14 protein-coding genes and 2 other RNA genes are annotated in these 14,749 nt (G+C 55.7%); 7 read left to right on the plus strand and 9 right to left on the minus strand.

Features of this window, described 5'->3' with window-relative positions; all coding sequences use genetic code 11:
- Both AC07U6_RS20650 and AC07U6_RS20655 read left to right on the plus strand, forming a co-directional pair.
- A non-coding RNA gene (locus tag AC07U6_RS20650) (RtT sRNA) lies at nt 1-98 on the plus strand.
- A gap of 14 nt (nt 99-112) precedes the next feature.
- A non-coding RNA gene (locus tag AC07U6_RS20655) (RtT sRNA) lies at nt 113-226 on the plus strand.
- A gap of 64 nt (nt 227-290) precedes the next feature.
- Here the strand turns inward: AC07U6_RS20655 and AC07U6_RS20660 are convergent.
- Nucleotides 291-1,742: an AlkA N-terminal domain-containing protein gene (locus tag AC07U6_RS20660; protein ID WP_494762035.1), complete on the minus strand. Its 1,452-nt coding sequence runs from the start codon at nt 1,740-1,742 to the stop codon at nt 291-293.
- Between the two features lie 167 nt (nt 1,743-1,909).
- On the opposite strand from AC07U6_RS20660, the gene AC07U6_RS20665 reads away from it, so the two are divergent.
- The 3 genes from AC07U6_RS20665 (at nt 1,910) to pnuC (ending at nt 4,367) form a co-directional block, all read left to right on the plus strand.
- Nucleotides 1,910-2,416 carry a methylated-DNA--[protein]-cysteine S-methyltransferase gene (locus AC07U6_RS20665; protein ID WP_494762036.1) on the plus strand — a complete coding sequence of 169 codons (507 nt, stop codon included), beginning with the start codon at nt 1,910-1,912 and terminating at the stop codon, nt 2,414-2,416.
- A gap of 159 nt (nt 2,417-2,575) precedes the next feature.
- Complete coding sequence (nadA, locus tag AC07U6_RS20670; protein WP_494762037.1) at nt 2,576-3,637, plus strand: quinolinate synthase NadA; 1,062 nt, start codon at nt 2,576-2,578, stop codon at nt 3,635-3,637.
- Nucleotides 3,638-3,665: 28 nt separating this feature from the next.
- Complete coding sequence (pnuC, locus tag AC07U6_RS20675) at nt 3,666-4,367, plus strand: nicotinamide riboside transporter PnuC (RefSeq protein WP_494762038.1); 702 nt, start codon at nt 3,666-3,668, stop codon at nt 4,365-4,367.
- 57 nt (nt 4,368-4,424) lie between these two features.
- Here the strand turns inward: pnuC and zitB are convergent, their stop codons facing one another.
- Together zitB and AC07U6_RS20685 are read right to left on the minus strand one after the other, a co-directional pair.
- Nucleotides 4,425-5,357 (minus strand): CDF family zinc transporter ZitB, encoded by a 933-nt coding sequence (zitB, locus tag AC07U6_RS20680; RefSeq protein WP_494762039.1) that lies wholly within the window; start codon nt 5,355-5,357, stop codon nt 4,425-4,427.
- A gap of 184 nt (nt 5,358-5,541) precedes the next feature.
- Nucleotides 5,542-5,868: a protein YbgS gene (locus AC07U6_RS20685; protein WP_494762040.1), complete on the minus strand. Its 327-nt coding sequence runs from the start codon at nt 5,866-5,868 to the stop codon at nt 5,542-5,544.
- Between the two features lie 285 nt (nt 5,869-6,153).
- On the opposite strand from AC07U6_RS20685, the gene aroG reads away from it, so the two are divergent.
- Nucleotides 6,154-7,206, plus strand: a complete 1,053-nt coding sequence (aroG, locus tag AC07U6_RS20690; protein ID WP_494762041.1) for a 3-deoxy-7-phosphoheptulonate synthase AroG — start codon at nt 6,154-6,156, stop codon at nt 7,204-7,206.
- A 228-nt stretch (nt 7,207-7,434) separates the two neighbouring features.
- On the opposite strand, the gene gpmA is transcribed toward aroG, so the two are convergent.
- The 6 genes from gpmA to modE form a co-directional block, all read right to left on the minus strand.
- A complete protein-coding gene (gene gpmA / locus AC07U6_RS20695; RefSeq protein ID WP_494762042.1) occupies nt 7,435-8,187 on the minus strand; it encodes a 2,3-diphosphoglycerate-dependent phosphoglycerate mutase in 753 nt (250 codons plus the stop codon).
- Between the two features lie 156 nt (nt 8,188-8,343).
- On the minus strand, nt 8,344-9,372 hold the full coding sequence (galM, locus tag AC07U6_RS20700) for a galactose-1-epimerase (protein ID WP_494762043.1): 1,029 nt from the start codon (nt 9,370-9,372) through the stop codon (nt 8,344-8,346).
- Nucleotides 9,366-10,514 (minus strand): galactokinase, encoded by a 1,149-nt coding sequence (gene galK, locus AC07U6_RS20705; protein WP_494762044.1) that lies wholly within the window; start codon nt 10,512-10,514, stop codon nt 9,366-9,368. The genes galM and galK overlap by 7 nt, the downstream gene beginning before the upstream one ends.
- A 2-nt stretch (nt 10,515-10,516) precedes the next feature.
- Nucleotides 10,517-11,563: a galactose-1-phosphate uridylyltransferase gene (gene galT, locus AC07U6_RS20710; RefSeq protein ID WP_494762045.1), complete on the minus strand. Its 1,047-nt coding sequence runs from the start codon at nt 11,561-11,563 to the stop codon at nt 10,517-10,519.
- A gap of 402 nt (nt 11,564-11,965) precedes the next feature.
- Nucleotides 11,966-13,432, minus strand: a complete 1,467-nt coding sequence (gene modF, locus AC07U6_RS20715; protein ID WP_494762046.1) for a molybdate ABC transporter ATP-binding protein ModF — start codon at nt 13,430-13,432, stop codon at nt 11,966-11,968.
- A gap of 74 nt (nt 13,433-13,506) precedes the next feature.
- Entirely contained in the window at nt 13,507-14,286 is a 780-nt protein-coding gene (modE, locus tag AC07U6_RS20720; RefSeq protein WP_494762047.1) for a molybdenum-dependent transcriptional regulator, read from the minus strand.
- Between the two features lie 154 nt (nt 14,287-14,440).
- Here modE and AC07U6_RS20725 point away from each other — a divergent pair, with 154 nt between their 5' ends.
- Complete coding sequence (locus tag AC07U6_RS20725; protein ID WP_494762048.1) at nt 14,441-14,593, plus strand: AcrZ family multidrug efflux pump-associated protein; 153 nt, start codon at nt 14,441-14,443, stop codon at nt 14,591-14,593.
- The last annotated feature ends 156 nt before the right edge of the window (nt 14,594-14,749 follow it).

The following is a 14,749-nucleotide window of genomic DNA, read 5'->3' on the forward strand; positions in this document are numbered from 1 at the left end:
GAAGGATGAGAACCGAAAAAGGTTCGAGTCGAGCGAAAGCGAGACAACGTTGCGATAGCAACGGCCCGTAGGGCGAAGTCATCCTGCACGACCCACCATCACTTCAGGTGATGCACGATATAAATCGTGAAGGATGAGAACCGAAAAAGGTTCGAGTCGAGCGAAAGCGAGACAACGTTGCGATAGCAACGGCCCGTAGGGCGAAATCATCCTGCACGACCCACCAATGTAAAAAGGCGCCCTAAAGGCGCCTTTTTGCTATCTGCGATTAGGGCAGGGTTCGAATCAGATTAGCCCAGGCTCTTCCAGATATGCATTACCGCATAGCTCCGCCACGGGCGCCACGCCTGAGAGCGTTTCTCCGCCTCTTTCGCATCAATCCTCCCCAGGTTATTACGCACAACGATATCGCCTGCAGGAAACGCGTCAGGCCAGCGTAGCGCGCGCATCGCCAGGTACTGCGCGGTCCACTCGCCAATTCCCGGTAGCGCCAGCAGCTGAGTCACGGTTTTATCGGGCTGGCTTACCGCATCCAGCATCAGCGTACCCTGTGAGCAGGCGGCAGCGAGCGCCAGAATGCAGCGGGTGCGGGCACTGACGATTCCGAGGCTGGCGATATCATCAATACTGCATTGAGCAACCCGTTCAGCCAACGGCGACAGATGCGTCAGCTGCGGCAGTGGGCAGTCAAAGGGATCACCAAAAGCCGTCGCAAAACGTCCACCCAGCGTCGCTGCTGCTTTAACGGTGATCTGTTGCCCAAGAATCGCTCGCACTGCCATCTCGAAGCCATCGAAAGCACCGGGCACACGCAGTCCCGGATAAGCCTGTAAAGAAGGCTGCAGCAGCGGGTCCTGCCCCAGATGCGCGGCAATTAAATCCGGTCGCGCACTCAGGTCAAACAGATTTCTCAGGCGGCGCAGCAGGGCGGGCAACACGGGGATAAGTGAGTGGCTGAACTCCACCTGCAGCATATTCTTTGCCGTCTTCTGGCGAACCTGAATCCAGCCGCAGTGCTGCCTCAGCCTGACCGTCCGGCTGTAGCTCTCCGCATCGACATATTCCACCCCTTGCAGAGCGCGAACGCGCAGGAAATCCAGCATCGCCTGCCAGTCGTACGGCGGACGATACCCTAACTGAAGCATCGAGGTATCGCTGCTATTCATGTCAGAGTCTTTTTCCGTGCTCTCTTTTCTCAGACGGCTGGGCGGCATGCGGTACTGACTGCTGAAGGCATCATTAAAGCGCCGCAGGCTGGAGAAACCGCTGGCAAAGGCAATTTCCGTAACCGGAAGCCGTGTTTCGCTAAGCAGCTGCTTTGCCAGCAGCAACCGGCGTGTCTGACGCAGCTCCTGTGGCGAAACACCGAGTTCTTTCTGCACGATCCGCCGTAGCTGCCGCAGACTGAGATCGAAACGCGCTGCAATTTCTTCAAGGCTTTCTACCTGCTCAATCAGCCCTTCATCAATTTGCTGCATCAGCCGCTCTGCTACCCGCTGGCCGTGATCAACCGGCGCGTTGCCCGGTGCCAGCTCAGGCCGGCAGCGCAGACAGGGGCGAAAACCCGATTTCTCAGCGGCTTCAGCGTTTGCAAAAAACAGGCAGTTGGCCGCTTGAGGCGCTTTCACCGGACAGATCGGGCGGCAGTAAATCCCCGTTGACGTAACGCCAACGAAAAAAACGCCATCAAAACGCGCATCACGAGAGGTGAGGGCAAGGTAAGCTGAGTCCCGGTCGATCATAAGTGGCTCCTGTTATACAGCGGTCGGCACAGGTTAGCGCCTGAGCAGATACCTGGCTGGCCATATTCGGACATCACACTATTTTATGCCGGTGTCCGAAAACGGCTAGTACCGCCATACAAAAAGCGGATAATCAATCGGGAACTGAGACATGGAGGAAGCAACACATGAGTTATGACTTCAAAATGATGCAGTCGCCGGTTGGCGAGCTGAAGCTGGTCGCCTCTGAACGTGGGCTGGTTGCCGTGATGTGGGAAAATGATGACCCCAAATGCGTGCGTTTCCTGCCGCAGGTTGAGCAGCCTGAGAATCCAATTCTGTTGGAGGCGGAACACCAGCTGTGGGAATACTTTTCCGGCAAGCGGCGGGAATTTGCCCTGCCGCTGGAATTTGTTGGCACCGAGTTTCAGAAACAGGTCTGGGCGGCGCTGGTCAGCATTCCCTATGGTGAGACTCGTAGCTACGGCGACATCGCACGTCAGATTGGCAATCCAAAGGCTGTGCGTGCGGTGGGTGCTGCCAACGGACGTAATCCGCTTTCCATTATCGCGCCATGCCACCGGGTTATCGGCACCAATGGCAAGCTGACCGGTTTTGCCGGGGGGCTGCAGACCAAAGCCTTCCTGCTGCGCATTGAGGGCGGTGGCCAGCTATGGCCGGAAGAGGCACTTTAACGATCGTCATCACATCCTGATGTGAAAATTAAAAACTCAGCGACATTGCTCTATATTTCAGCTACCGTGTTTAGCATATAAAACAAACCAGCCGAAGAGTTGGCGCCGGACCGGGTTCCTGGGCCGTTTCGGTTAAGTTGAAAAAACGAGAGTTGCACTATGAGCCTGATGTTTAATCCCGAAGACGCCATCTATCCGTTCCCGCCTAAACCGGCAAAACTGTCCATCGACGAGAAACAGTTTTACCGCGAGAAGATAAAACGCCTGTTAAAAGAGCGGGATGCGGTGATGGTCGCCCACTATTACACCGATCCGGAAATTCAGTCGCTGGCGGAAGAGACCGGCGGGTGTATTTCCGACTCGCTGGAAATGGCTCGCTTCGGCAGCCAGCATCCTGCCTCGACATTGCTGGTCGCCGGCGTACGCTTTATGGGCGAAACAGCCAAGATCCTCAGCCCGGAAAAAACCATCCTGATGCCGACGCTACAGGCCGAGTGCTCGCTGGATCTCGGCTGCCCGATCGACGAGTTCAGCCGCTTCTGCGATGCGCACCCGGATCGTACGGTCGTGGTTTACGCCAATACCTCTGCCGCCGTTAAGGCCCGCTCTGACTGGGTCGTGACCTCCAGCATTGCCGTTGAACTGATCGAGCATCTCGACAGCCTGGGAGAAAAAATTATCTGGGCACCGGATCGCCATCTGGGCCAGTACGTTACGCGCAAAAGTGGGGCCGATGTGCTGTGCTGGCAGGGAGCCTGCATCGTCCACGACGAATTTAAAACCCAGGCGCTACAGCAAATGAAGGCGCTCTATCCGCAAGCCGCCGTGCTGGTGCACCCTGAGTCACCACAGGCAATCGTCGATCTGGCCGATGCCGTGGGATCGACCAGTCAGCTGATCCAGGCTGCGCAGACCATGCCGCATAAGAAAATGATCGTCGCCACCGATCGTGGCATTTTTTACAAAATGCAGCAGGCGTGCCCGGATAAAGAACTGCTGGAAGCGCCCACCGCCGGTGAAGGCGCCACCTGCCGCAGCTGTGCGCACTGCCCGTGGATGGCAATGAACGGACTGAAAGCGATTGCCGATGGTCTTGAGGAGGGTGGCAGTGCCCACGAGATACACGTTGATGAAGCGCTGCGCCAGGGCGCATTGATCCCGCTGAATCGTATGCTAACCTTTGCAGCACAACTCAAACTTAAGGTTAAGGGTAACGCCTGACCGACGCTCTTCAGGATAAGGTCTTAATATGGATTTCTTCAGTACCTCAAATATTCTGGTTCATATTCCTCTCGGCAGTGGTGGTTACGATCTTTCATGGATCGAAGCCATCGGTACGCTGGCGGGCTTGCTCTGCATCTGGCTGGCAAGCCTGGAAAAGATCGTCAACTATGCGTTTGGCCTGCTAAACGTCACGCTGTTCGCCGCGATCTTTTTCCAGATCCAGCTTTACGCCAGCCTGCTGCTACAGCTGTTTTTCTTCGTGGCCAATATTTACGGCTGGTACGCCTGGAGTCGCCAGACCAGTGATAATCAACAGGCGTTGAAAATTCGCTGGATGCCGCTGCCAAAAGCGCTTCTCTGTGGCGTTATCTGCATACTGGCGATTGCGCTGATGACGGTATACATCGACCCGGTATTCGCCTTTCTGACGCGTACTTCGGTGGCGCTGATGCAGGGGATGGGATTGAACGTGGTGATGCCTGAGCTTCAGCCAGATGCCTTCCCGTTCTGGGATTCCTGCATGATGGTGCTGTCAATTGCCGCGATGATCCTGATGACGCGGAAATACGTGGAGAACTGGCTGCTGTGGGTGGTGATTAATATCATCAGCGTGATGATATTTGCGCGGCAGGGGGTTTATGCGATGGCGCTGGAGTATGCCATTCTGACAGTGATTGCGCTTAACGGATCCTGGCTGTGGATTAAAAGCGCGCGCCAGCGCGTTTAGTCCGGCACTGCGAGAGCCCCTGATTAGCGGCTCCCGCAGTTGACGGCTACTGGCTAACTAATGATGATGGCCGTGGTGGCTGTGACTCTCGCCCTGAATCCAGTGCAGATCGCAGTCATCGCCGTCGCAACGCTGATACTCCATCTGCACCGTTGCGTGCTCGATCTGATAATTCTCATGCAGGTAATGGTGTATTCGCTGCAACAGCGCATCATGGTCGCGCGGCGGTATCACCTGCACATGCAGCGTGATCACCGGCTTCTCTCCCACCTGCCACAGATGAACATGGTGCACGTTGCGAACCTCGGGAAAATTCAGCGTCAGCGCTCGCTGCAGCTTGTCGGCATCAATATGCTGAGGGGCACCTTCCAGCAGCTCGTGAGTGCTCTCTTTAATCAACATCCAGCCGCTGCGCAGAACCAGCATCGAAACCAGTACCGAGAGAATGGGGTCAATTGGCGTCCAGCCGGTAAACATAATAATCAGCGCAGCAGCAATCGCTCCCACTGAACCCAGCAAATCCCCCAGCACGTGCAAGGCCGCAGCCCGCACGTTGAGATTTTTTTCACCGCTGCCGCGATGCAGCAGCCAGAATGAGAGGATATTGGCCAGCAGGCCGCCAACGGCAATCACCAGCATCATGCCGCCCGCAACGGGTTGAGGGTGGGAAAAGCGTTGGATCGCCTCCCAGACAATCAGCACGGTAATCACCAGCAAAGCGAGGGCATTGACGAACGCAGCGAGTGTCGTTAAGCGCAGCATACCGAAGGTATGACGCTTGTCCGGCCGGCGTTGGGCAAACTGAACCGCCATCAGCGCAACCAGCAGCGCGGCGGCATCGGTGAGCATATGTCCGGCATCCGCCAGCAGGGCGAGCGACCCGGAAAGCAGGCCGCCGACCACTTCAGCGACCATATAGATTGCGGTAACAAGGAAGGCCGCCAACAGGCGAGAACGGTTTCCATCCGCAGCAGAATGACTGTGTGCCATAGATATCCGGTTGAGTTAACAGAAGCTTGATCCAGTATACTAATGGATTCGTTGCAACAATTATATTGTGCTGTCTCTACTCATCGGTCTGATGACTCAGTCATCAACGGTTTGCAGGCAGCTGCCGTGCAAAATAAAACACCGGGTCGATCACCTGTCCCGGTGCTAAAGCGACAACGCGGCGTTACTGCGTAGTGCCATCCGTTTTATGGTTGGCTTCATCACCGACTTTCTTGCCAATATCCGGGCATTTACCGTCTTTGCACTGAGAATTCTTGTGCACTTCTTCGGCACTCAAATTTTGGTACGCAGAGCTGGCATCGCCCGTGTTGATTTTACTGTTATCCACATTGTTAGGCTGAAGATTCTGTTTCGCATCCGGCGCTTTTGCACCGGCATCGGCTGCTGCGTTAGCCGCACCGTTATTGCTGCTGGTATCTGCGGCTATCGCCGTTGTGCTACCCAGGGACATGGCTGCAGTGAGGAAGATAATCGCTAGCTTATTCACCATTGTGCTCCGTTGAGTTCTGAGTATTGACCAAACCGGCTAAACGGTTTGAAAGTGAATATTTTGAAGAGAAATAAATCTCTATAAAGATAACGGATGGCAATCATTAATTGTGTCGATTACATTTTTATGAACATTAACATTTAAAATTGTAGTAAAGAGGAGCAGAAAATCAAATTTACCCTGAAAAACGTCAGGGAAAGGCGATTTACAGGGCCGGGGACTCGCGATAGATTGGAACAGATGCGCCTGGTGTGCAGTTCGGCAATGAACTAACCTGGAACTATTATGAATTATCAGAACGATGACTTAAGAATCAAAGAGATAAAAGAATTATTACCTCCTGTTGCCCTGTTTGAAAAATTCCCTGCCACGGATAAGGCTGCTGACACAGTATTCCGCGCTCGCCAGGCAATTCATCAGATTTTGCAGCAGCAGGACGATCGCCTGCTGGTGGTGATCGGCCCCTGTTCAATTCACGATGTGACAGCGGCAAAAGAGTATGCAGAACGCCTGCTGAAGCTGCGTGAAGAGTTGAACGATTCGCTGGAAGTGGTGATGCGTGTTTATTTTGAAAAACCGCGTACCACGGTTGGCTGGAAAGGGCTGATTAACGATCCCCATATGGACGGCAGTTTCCAAATCAACGATGGCCTGCGTATTGCGCGTAAGCTGCTGGTGGATATCAACGACAGCGGCCTGCCAGCTGCCGGTGAATTCCTTGATATGATCACCCCACAGTACGTCGGCGATCTGATGAGCTGGGGCGCTATTGGTGCGCGCACTACGGAATCTCAGGTTCACCGTGAACTCTCTTCCGGCCTTTCCTGCCCGGTTGGCTTCAAAAACGGCACCGACGGCACGATTAAAGTCGCCATTGATGCTATTGGTGCCGCCGGTGCGCCACACTGCTTCCTGTCGGTGACCAAGTACGGTCATTCAGCGATTGTCGAAACCAGCGGTAATCAGGATTGCCATATCATTCTGCGCGGCGGCAAAGAGCCAAACTACAGCGCTCATCATGTCAGCGCAGTGAAGAGTGGCCTGGAGAAGGCAGGTCTGCCGGCGCAGGTGATGATTGATTTCAGCCACGCTAACAGCAGTAAACAGTTTAAAAAGCAGCTGGATGTCTCTACCGATGTGGCGGGGCAGATTGCCACGGGCGAGCGTGCGATTATTGGCGTGATGATTGAGAGCCATCTGGTAGAAGGTAATCAGAGCCTGGAGAGCGGTGAACCGCTGGTTTACGGTAAAAGCGTGACCGACGGCTGTATTGGCTGGGAAGATACCGAGACCGTGCTGCGCCAGCTGGCGGCGGCGGTGAAAGCGCGTCGCGGGTAAAGGTCAATGCGGTGGGCGTTGCCTGAACTGACGGGCGTGGCCAGTTAGCTTTCTGATTACAGCGCGTGAAGCGAGGACCGGCCGAGAGGCCGGGAACCCGGTACGGTTTCATCAGCGACAAAGTCGCCGTTCCGACCGGCCTTGTCCCCAAATCGCACGCGAAAAAAACCGCCATCTCAACGACGGCGGTTTGATTAACTCAGCGAACTCCTACCTGTCGGCAGAAAATTACTTCGCTTTACCCTGGTTTGCTACGGCTGCGGCTTTCGCTGCGATCTCGTCAGCATCACCCAGATAGTAGTGCTTGACAGGCTTGAAGTTTTCATCGAACTCATACACCAACGGCACGCCGGTTGGGATGTTCAGTTCCAGAATCTCTTCTTCGCTCATGTTGTCCAGGTATTTCACCAGCGCACGCAGGGAGTTACCGTGGGCAGCAATGATCACTTTCTCGCCGCTTTTCATGCGCGGCAGAATAGACTCGTTCCAGTAAGGCAGAACGCGTTCGATAGTCAGCGCCAGGCTTTCGGTGGTTGGCAGCTGCTCTGCGGTCAGTGACGCATAGCGCGGGTCGTGGCCAGGGAAACGCTCATCGGCACGATCCAGTTCCGGTGGCGTCACCGCAAAACCACGACGCCACTGCTTAACCTGCTCGTCACCGTATTTGTTCGCGGTTTCTGCTTTATCCAGGCCCTGCAGCGCACCGTAGTGACGCTCGTTCAGACGCCATGATTTCTCAACAGGCAGCCAAACCTGATCCACTTCGTCCAGAATGTTCCACAGTGTGTGGATGGCACGTTTCAGCACGGAGGTGTAAGCAAAATCGAAGGTGAAGCCTTCTTTTTTCAGCAGTTGACCCGCTGCTTTAGCTTCGGTGCGGCCTTTATCAGACAGATCAACGTCGTACCAACCGGTAAAGCGGTTTTCGTTGTTCCACTGGCTTTCGCCGTGACGCACCAGAACCAGCTTAGTTACAGCCATAGCTTAACTCCTTAATAACTTTACGTTTCTATGATAATGGGAATCGGTAAACTGCCGGAGCCTGCGCGCGACAATTTTAATGTGCATTACCATAGCTGAAATCGGCGCAGCGCGTAAGCCCGTCGCGCATGCGTTGCGCGTTTTTCATGCGCTTTATCAAACTGCAATCAACTGGTAACGCGTCACCGACTGATACGATTCACCTGGCGCCAGCCAACAGTCCGGCTGCGGCCATTCAGGGTGATTAGGCGAGTCGGGCAGGAACTCGCTCTCCAGAGCAATGCCCTGGAAGGCATTATAGACCCCCTGTTCGCGCGCCGGGGTTCCCGCCAGGTAATTCCCACTGTAAAGCTGCAAAGCCGGGGCTGTGGTAAACACTTTAAGCTGCAGCTGACCGTCGGCGGACCACAGCTCGGCGGCCGGTTCCGGCGAGTCATTTAACAGGTAGGCGTGATCGTAACCTTTAACCCGCTGCTGATCGGCATCCTTCAGGAAATCCTGGGCTACGCTCTTCGCCTGACGAAAATCAAAGCCGGTTCCTTCTACCGCTTTCAGTGGCGCAGCGGGGATACCTTCGCTATCCACCGGCAGATAGTAATCGGCGTTCAGCAACAGGCAATGCTGGCGCGCATCGCCGTGTTCCGCATCCAGATTGAAATAGGCATGATTAGTCAGATTCACCGGGCAGGGTTTATCCACCGTCGCCTGATAGCTAATCGACAGGGTGTTATCTTCATCCAGATGATAGCGCAGCGAGACGACCAGTTCGCCCGGGAAGCCCTGATCGCCGTCGGATGAATCAAGACGGTATTCCACTTCGCTATCGCTCTGGCAGACAATCTGCCAGCGACGATGGTTGAAGCCTTCCGGGCCGCCGTGCAGCTGATGTTCGCCCTGGTTAGCGCTAAGTTTAATAACCTCACCGTTCAGTACCAGCTGCGAGTGGGCGATACGGTTCGCGTAGCGGCCAACGGTCGCACCAAGATAGGCAGACTGGTGAAGGTAGTCGGAAGGTGTCGCGCAGCCCAGCAGCGCTTCACGAACGCTGCCGTCGCGCATCGGCACGCGTGCGGAAAGCCACGTTGCGCCCCAGTCCATAAATGTGGCCACCATGCCGTTGCCGTTGCGCAGGGTGGTGATCCGCCACGGCTGTCCGTCCGGGGCGTGAGAATCAGGTTTTAGCATGGACCGGCTCCTTCTGAGGCTTTGCAAACGTAAAATGTCTCTTTGATACCGGACTGCGCCTCGTACTGTTCCGCCACGGCCGCCTTCACGCCCGCAACACGATCCTGCGGCATCAGCGCCACCACGCAGCCGCCGAAGCCGCCGCCGGTCATGCGTACGCCGCCGCTCTCACCCAGCGCGGCTTTAACGATATCCACCAGCCGATCGATTGCCGGTACGGTGATTTCAAAGTCATCGCGCATTGAGGCGTGGGATTCTGCCATCAGCACCGCCATGCGGGTCAGATCGCCGTTGGCCAGCGCATCAGCCGCTTCCAGGGTACGGGCATTCTCCGTCAGCACGTGGCGTACACGTTTCGCCACCAGCGGGTCCAGCTCGTTCTGGCGCTCGTTAAACTGCGTCAGGGTTACATCACGTAGGGAAGGCTGGCCGAAGAAGGCCGCACCTTCTTCGCACTGCTGGCGGCGGGTATTGTATTCGCTGCCGACCAGGCTGCGGCGGAAGTTGGAGTTAATGATCACGACCGCGATATCTTCCGGCATCGGAACCGGACGGGTGCCGAGCGTACGGCAGTCCAGCAGCATGGCGTGATCCTTCTCACCCAGCGCCGAAATCAGCTGATCCATAATGCCGCAGTTGCAGCCGACAAACTGGTTTTCCGCTTCCTGACCGTTAACAGCAATGGTCGCGCCATCCAGAGCCAGTCCGTAAAGGTGATTGAACACGGTGCCTACCGCCACTTCCAGAGAGGCCGAGGAGCTTAAGCCTGCACCCTGCGGCACGTTGCCGCTAATCACCAGGTCCGCGCCGCCGAAGTTGGGCTGACGCTGCTGCAAATGTTTCACCACGCCGCGCACGTAGTTGGCCCACATATAGTCCGGGTGGGAAACAATCGGCTGGTCGAGGGAGAAAACATCCTGCTGGCTGTCGTAATCAGCCGCAACAACCCGTACCTGACGATCGTCGCGCTTCGCGCAGCTGATTACCGTCTGGTAATCAATCGCACAGGGCAGCACAAAACCGTCGTTATAGTCGGTGTGCTCGCCAATCAGATTCACCCGGCCGGGCGCCTGGATTGTATCGGTTGCCGCGTAGCCAAAAGCGTCGTTAAAAATCTGTTGGGTAGTGGTCTTTAACGTCATGGTTATGCTCCGGTTGCGCGGAAATGAATATCGCTGACGGCACGCAGATGTTCGGCTGCCTGTTCCGGCGTTAAATCACGTTGAGTTTCAGCCAGCATTTCGTAGCCGACCATAAATTTACGTACCGTTGCTGAACGCAGCAGCGGTGGATAGAAGTGCGCGTGCAGCTGCCAGTGCTCGTTGTCGTCGCCGTTAAATGGTGCACCGTGCCAGCCCATGGAGTAGGGGAAGGAGCACTGGAACAGGTTGTCGTAACGGCTGGTCAGCTTTTTCATTGCCAGCGCCAGATCGTCGCGCTGGGCGTCGCTGAGTTCGGTCAGGCGCTTCACGCTGGCTTTCGGCAGCAGCAGGGTTTCAAACGGCCACGCCGCCCACCACGGCACCACGACCAGCCAGTGCTCGGTTTCCACTACCGTACGGCTGCCGTCCTGCCGTTCACGGGTGCAGTAATCAACCAGCATCGGCGATCCGTTTTTGGCATACCACGCGCGCTGCAGATCGTCCTCGCGCTTCGCTTCATTCGGTAGAAAGCTGTTGGCCCAAATCTGGCCGTGCGGATGCGGGTTGGAGCAGCCCATCGCCGCACCTTTATTCTCAAAGACCTGTACCCATGGATAGTTTTGGCCCAGCTCGGCGGTTTGTTCCTGCCAGGTTTTCACCACCTGAATCAGGCCGTCCAGCGTCAGTTCAGGCAGGGTTTTGCTGTGATCGGGAGAAAAACAGATCACCCGGCTGGTGCCGCGCGCGCTTTCACAGCGCATCAGTAAATCATCGCTTTCCGGTGCATCCGGCGTATCGGTCATCAGCGCCGCAAAGTCGTTAGTAAAGACATAGGTACTGGTGTAATCGGGATTTTTATCACCGGTCACCCGAGTGTTGCCCGGGCAGAGAAAACAGTCGGGATCGTGCGCAGGCAGCTTATCCTGCGAGGGCGTTTCCTGCGCGCCCTGCCACGGTCGTTTGGCGCGATGCGGGGAAACCAGAATCCACTGATCGGACAGCGGATTGTAGCGACGATGTGGATGATCCACCGGATTAAATTTTTGCATGTTAAGTCCTGATAACCTTCTGTCTGCGTCAGATCTGATAAAAAAATAGCACAGCCGCGGCGCGGAAAGCGTGATCGAAATGGAAAAAATGGAATCGATTACACAAACTTTAAAAACGTCAATGTCGCTAAGCATAACGCATTAATGAGTTTCTGTAAGATTTTGGTAGTGAAATAGTGGTAGCGATTACAATGCGTGATTTAAACCACGTGCTGATCACTGTAAGCCTGGATAAAACGCAATGGGGTGAAGAGGTAGAGCCGCGTCCGTGCTTGAGATAAGTCATGCAGAAACGGGAAGGGAGAGTGCGAATGAGTATTAAGAGAATAATGCCGGGTGAGTTCCACCAGAAGTGAGAGGAGAACAGGGCAGGTCCACGAACGAACCCGCCCGGCGTAAGAATTACAGCCTTTCCTGCAAATATCCGTAGCGATCGCCATCGGCAATAAAACTCAGACGATGGGTAATGCACTGCGGGGCGTCTTCCGCATGGTGGGAGACAAACAGCAGCTGGGTGCGGCCTTCACCAATCAGCACATCGACAAAGCGGCGTACCAGCAGGCGGTTAATCGGGTCCAGACCCTGTAGCGGTTCATCGAGGATCAGCAGGGCCGGGTGTTTGACCAGCGCGCGGGCGATAAGCACCAGCCGCTGCTGGCCCCAGGAGAGATCGTGGAACGGCGTATCGCCCTGTTTTTCCATGCCCAGCAGATGCAGCCACTGTTTCGCCAGCGCCTGCTGACGATCGGAGACGGCCTGATAGATGCCTATCGAATCAAAATAGCCGGAGATAATCACGTTGCGCACGCTGCTGCTGACCCGATAATCAAGATGCAGGCTGCTGCTGACGTAGCCGATATGCTGTTTGATATCCCAGATGGTTTCGCCGCTGCCGCGACGGCGGCCAAACAGCGTCAGATCGTTGCTGTAGCCCTGAGGATGATCGCCGGTGATCAGGCTGAGCAGCGTCGATTTACCGGCTCCGTTCGGGCCAACGATCTGCCAGTGCTGCTGGCGATCGACCTGCCAGTCGAGATGGTGCAGAATCGGACGATCGTTATAGGAGACAACGCCGTCGCGCAGTACGATCAACGGTGCGTCAGCGGCCAGCTGCGGAATGGCTTCCGCGTCGTCGGGTTCCGGCAGCGTCATGCCGTCAAGTTTTTCACTGTGCGCCAGCTGGGCGACCAGCGCCTCGGCAAGGATCGCTTTACGCGGGCCGGTATGGCTGAGATGACACTCCGCCAGCACGCCCACCTGCTGAATGAAGTCGGGGATATCATCAAAGCGGTTCAGCACCAGCACCAGGGTGAAATCAGGCCGCTGCAGTTCCCCCAGCACGCTGGCGAGATTAGCGCGCGAAGCCACATCCAGCCCGTCAAACGGCTCATCGAGGATCAGCAGGTCGGGCTGCGCCATCAGCGCCTGGCATAGCAGGGTTTTACGGGTTTCCCCGGTGGAAAGGTATTTGAAGCGGCGATCGAGCAGGTAGGTAATGCCAAACTTCTCCGCCAGCTGCTGGCAGCGCGCCGGGTCGCGCACCTCATCCTGAATAATCTCAGCCGCCGTACGTCCGGTATCTTCTTCGCCGGGGCTGAGCAGGTCGGTGTTATTACGCTGCCATTCGTCGGCCACCAGCTTCTGCAGCTGTTCCAGCGACAGGCGTACGGGGTGCCTGAAATCGCCGATCGCCTGGCCTTTAGAGGGGGGTAGCTCACCGGAAAGGGCGCGGGTCAGCGACGACTTACCGCTGCCGTTGGCCCCGACGAACGCCCAGCTTTCACCGGCGCGTAAAGTCAGATCGTTCAGGTTCAGAGTTCGGGTATCGCTCAGGCGAAAGATGCCTTGCGTAATTTGCAATATTGACATTATTCATTCCATTTTATGCATCACACGGTTATTAGGGGCTTCCTGTCGTACAATGTCAAATTCTGCCCGATGATTCAGAGCAGCGTCGCGATGATGACGCGATCGGCATTAAAATATGCTGTCACGGCCGAGCCGGGCTGCAGTTTTTGCTGGGCGATAAGCTGATTTTCAACGGTGGCGCAAAGCGTTTCACCGCTGCCGAGCGTCACCAGCACTTCGCTGCGGCTTTCACCCTGTTCGATTTGGCTAATGTGGCCCGCCAGCAGATTATCCGCGCTGACGCTTCCCCGGGTAACGCCAATCCACGGTGCTTTAATCAACACCAGCACCTCTTTGCCCTCAGCCAGCTGCAGGCGGTTGGCGCTCTGCTCGGTCAATGCGACCTTTATTTGGGTGTCACCGTCGGCCAGCTTTACCGTAACATGCTGCTGTACCGGCAGATTGTCGCGGCTGACGACGGTGCCGTACAGCTGGTTTCGGGCGCTGGTTTGCAGTGAAAAACGTGCGATTGCGCCCAGCAAGCTGCCGAGTGGTGCATCGTCCTGTAAAACATCAAATGCCTTCTGCTGAATCTGTTCCAGCAGTGCATAGAGTTGGATCAGCCGCTCGCCATAAGGGGTAACGATAGCGCCGCCGCCGCCTTTACCGCCGGTGGCGCGCTCAACCAGCGTACGGTCGGCCAGCTGGTTCATCTCGTTAATCGCATCCCAGGCGCTTTTATAGCTGATCCCCGCCAGCTTCGCTCCCTGGCTGATCGAGCCGCTCTCCTTTACCTGGCGCAGCAGTTCAATGCGGCGCGGATCGGCAAACAGCCGCTGCTGTAACTTCAGAATCAGGGCAATTTCGGCCTGCATTTTGCTCTCCTGTTTTCATCATTTCATTGCCGGATTGTAACAGCAGGGGATGCGGATGCGTGGGGAATAAATTCAGCACGAAAGCACAAAAGGTCAGTGCAATCCTGTGTTCTATCGGTACAATAACTTTTTTATTCAGCGAAATGAGGCTTCCATGCTGGAATTACTGAAAGGCCTGGCTGTAGCGATCCTGATGGTCCCGGTTGTGATGGCGATTATCCTTGGTCTGATTTATGGATTGGGTGAAGTCTTTAACGTCATTTCTAAAATCGGGCACCGCGACCGTCCGGCTAAAAACCACCAGTAAAATGTTTTCCCCCTTACGCCCGGTTTACCGGGCGTTTGTTTTCCGCGCTATCCGCTTTTGTGAAATTGACCTCAAATAATGTTCTGTTCCTCTTCATCGATTTTTCTGTGACGTTCGGCCGCGCTGTCGTTATATTAATAGCTACATAACGAACCT

Source organism: Erwinia sp. GW821-FHT03D09 (assembly GCF_059420805.1).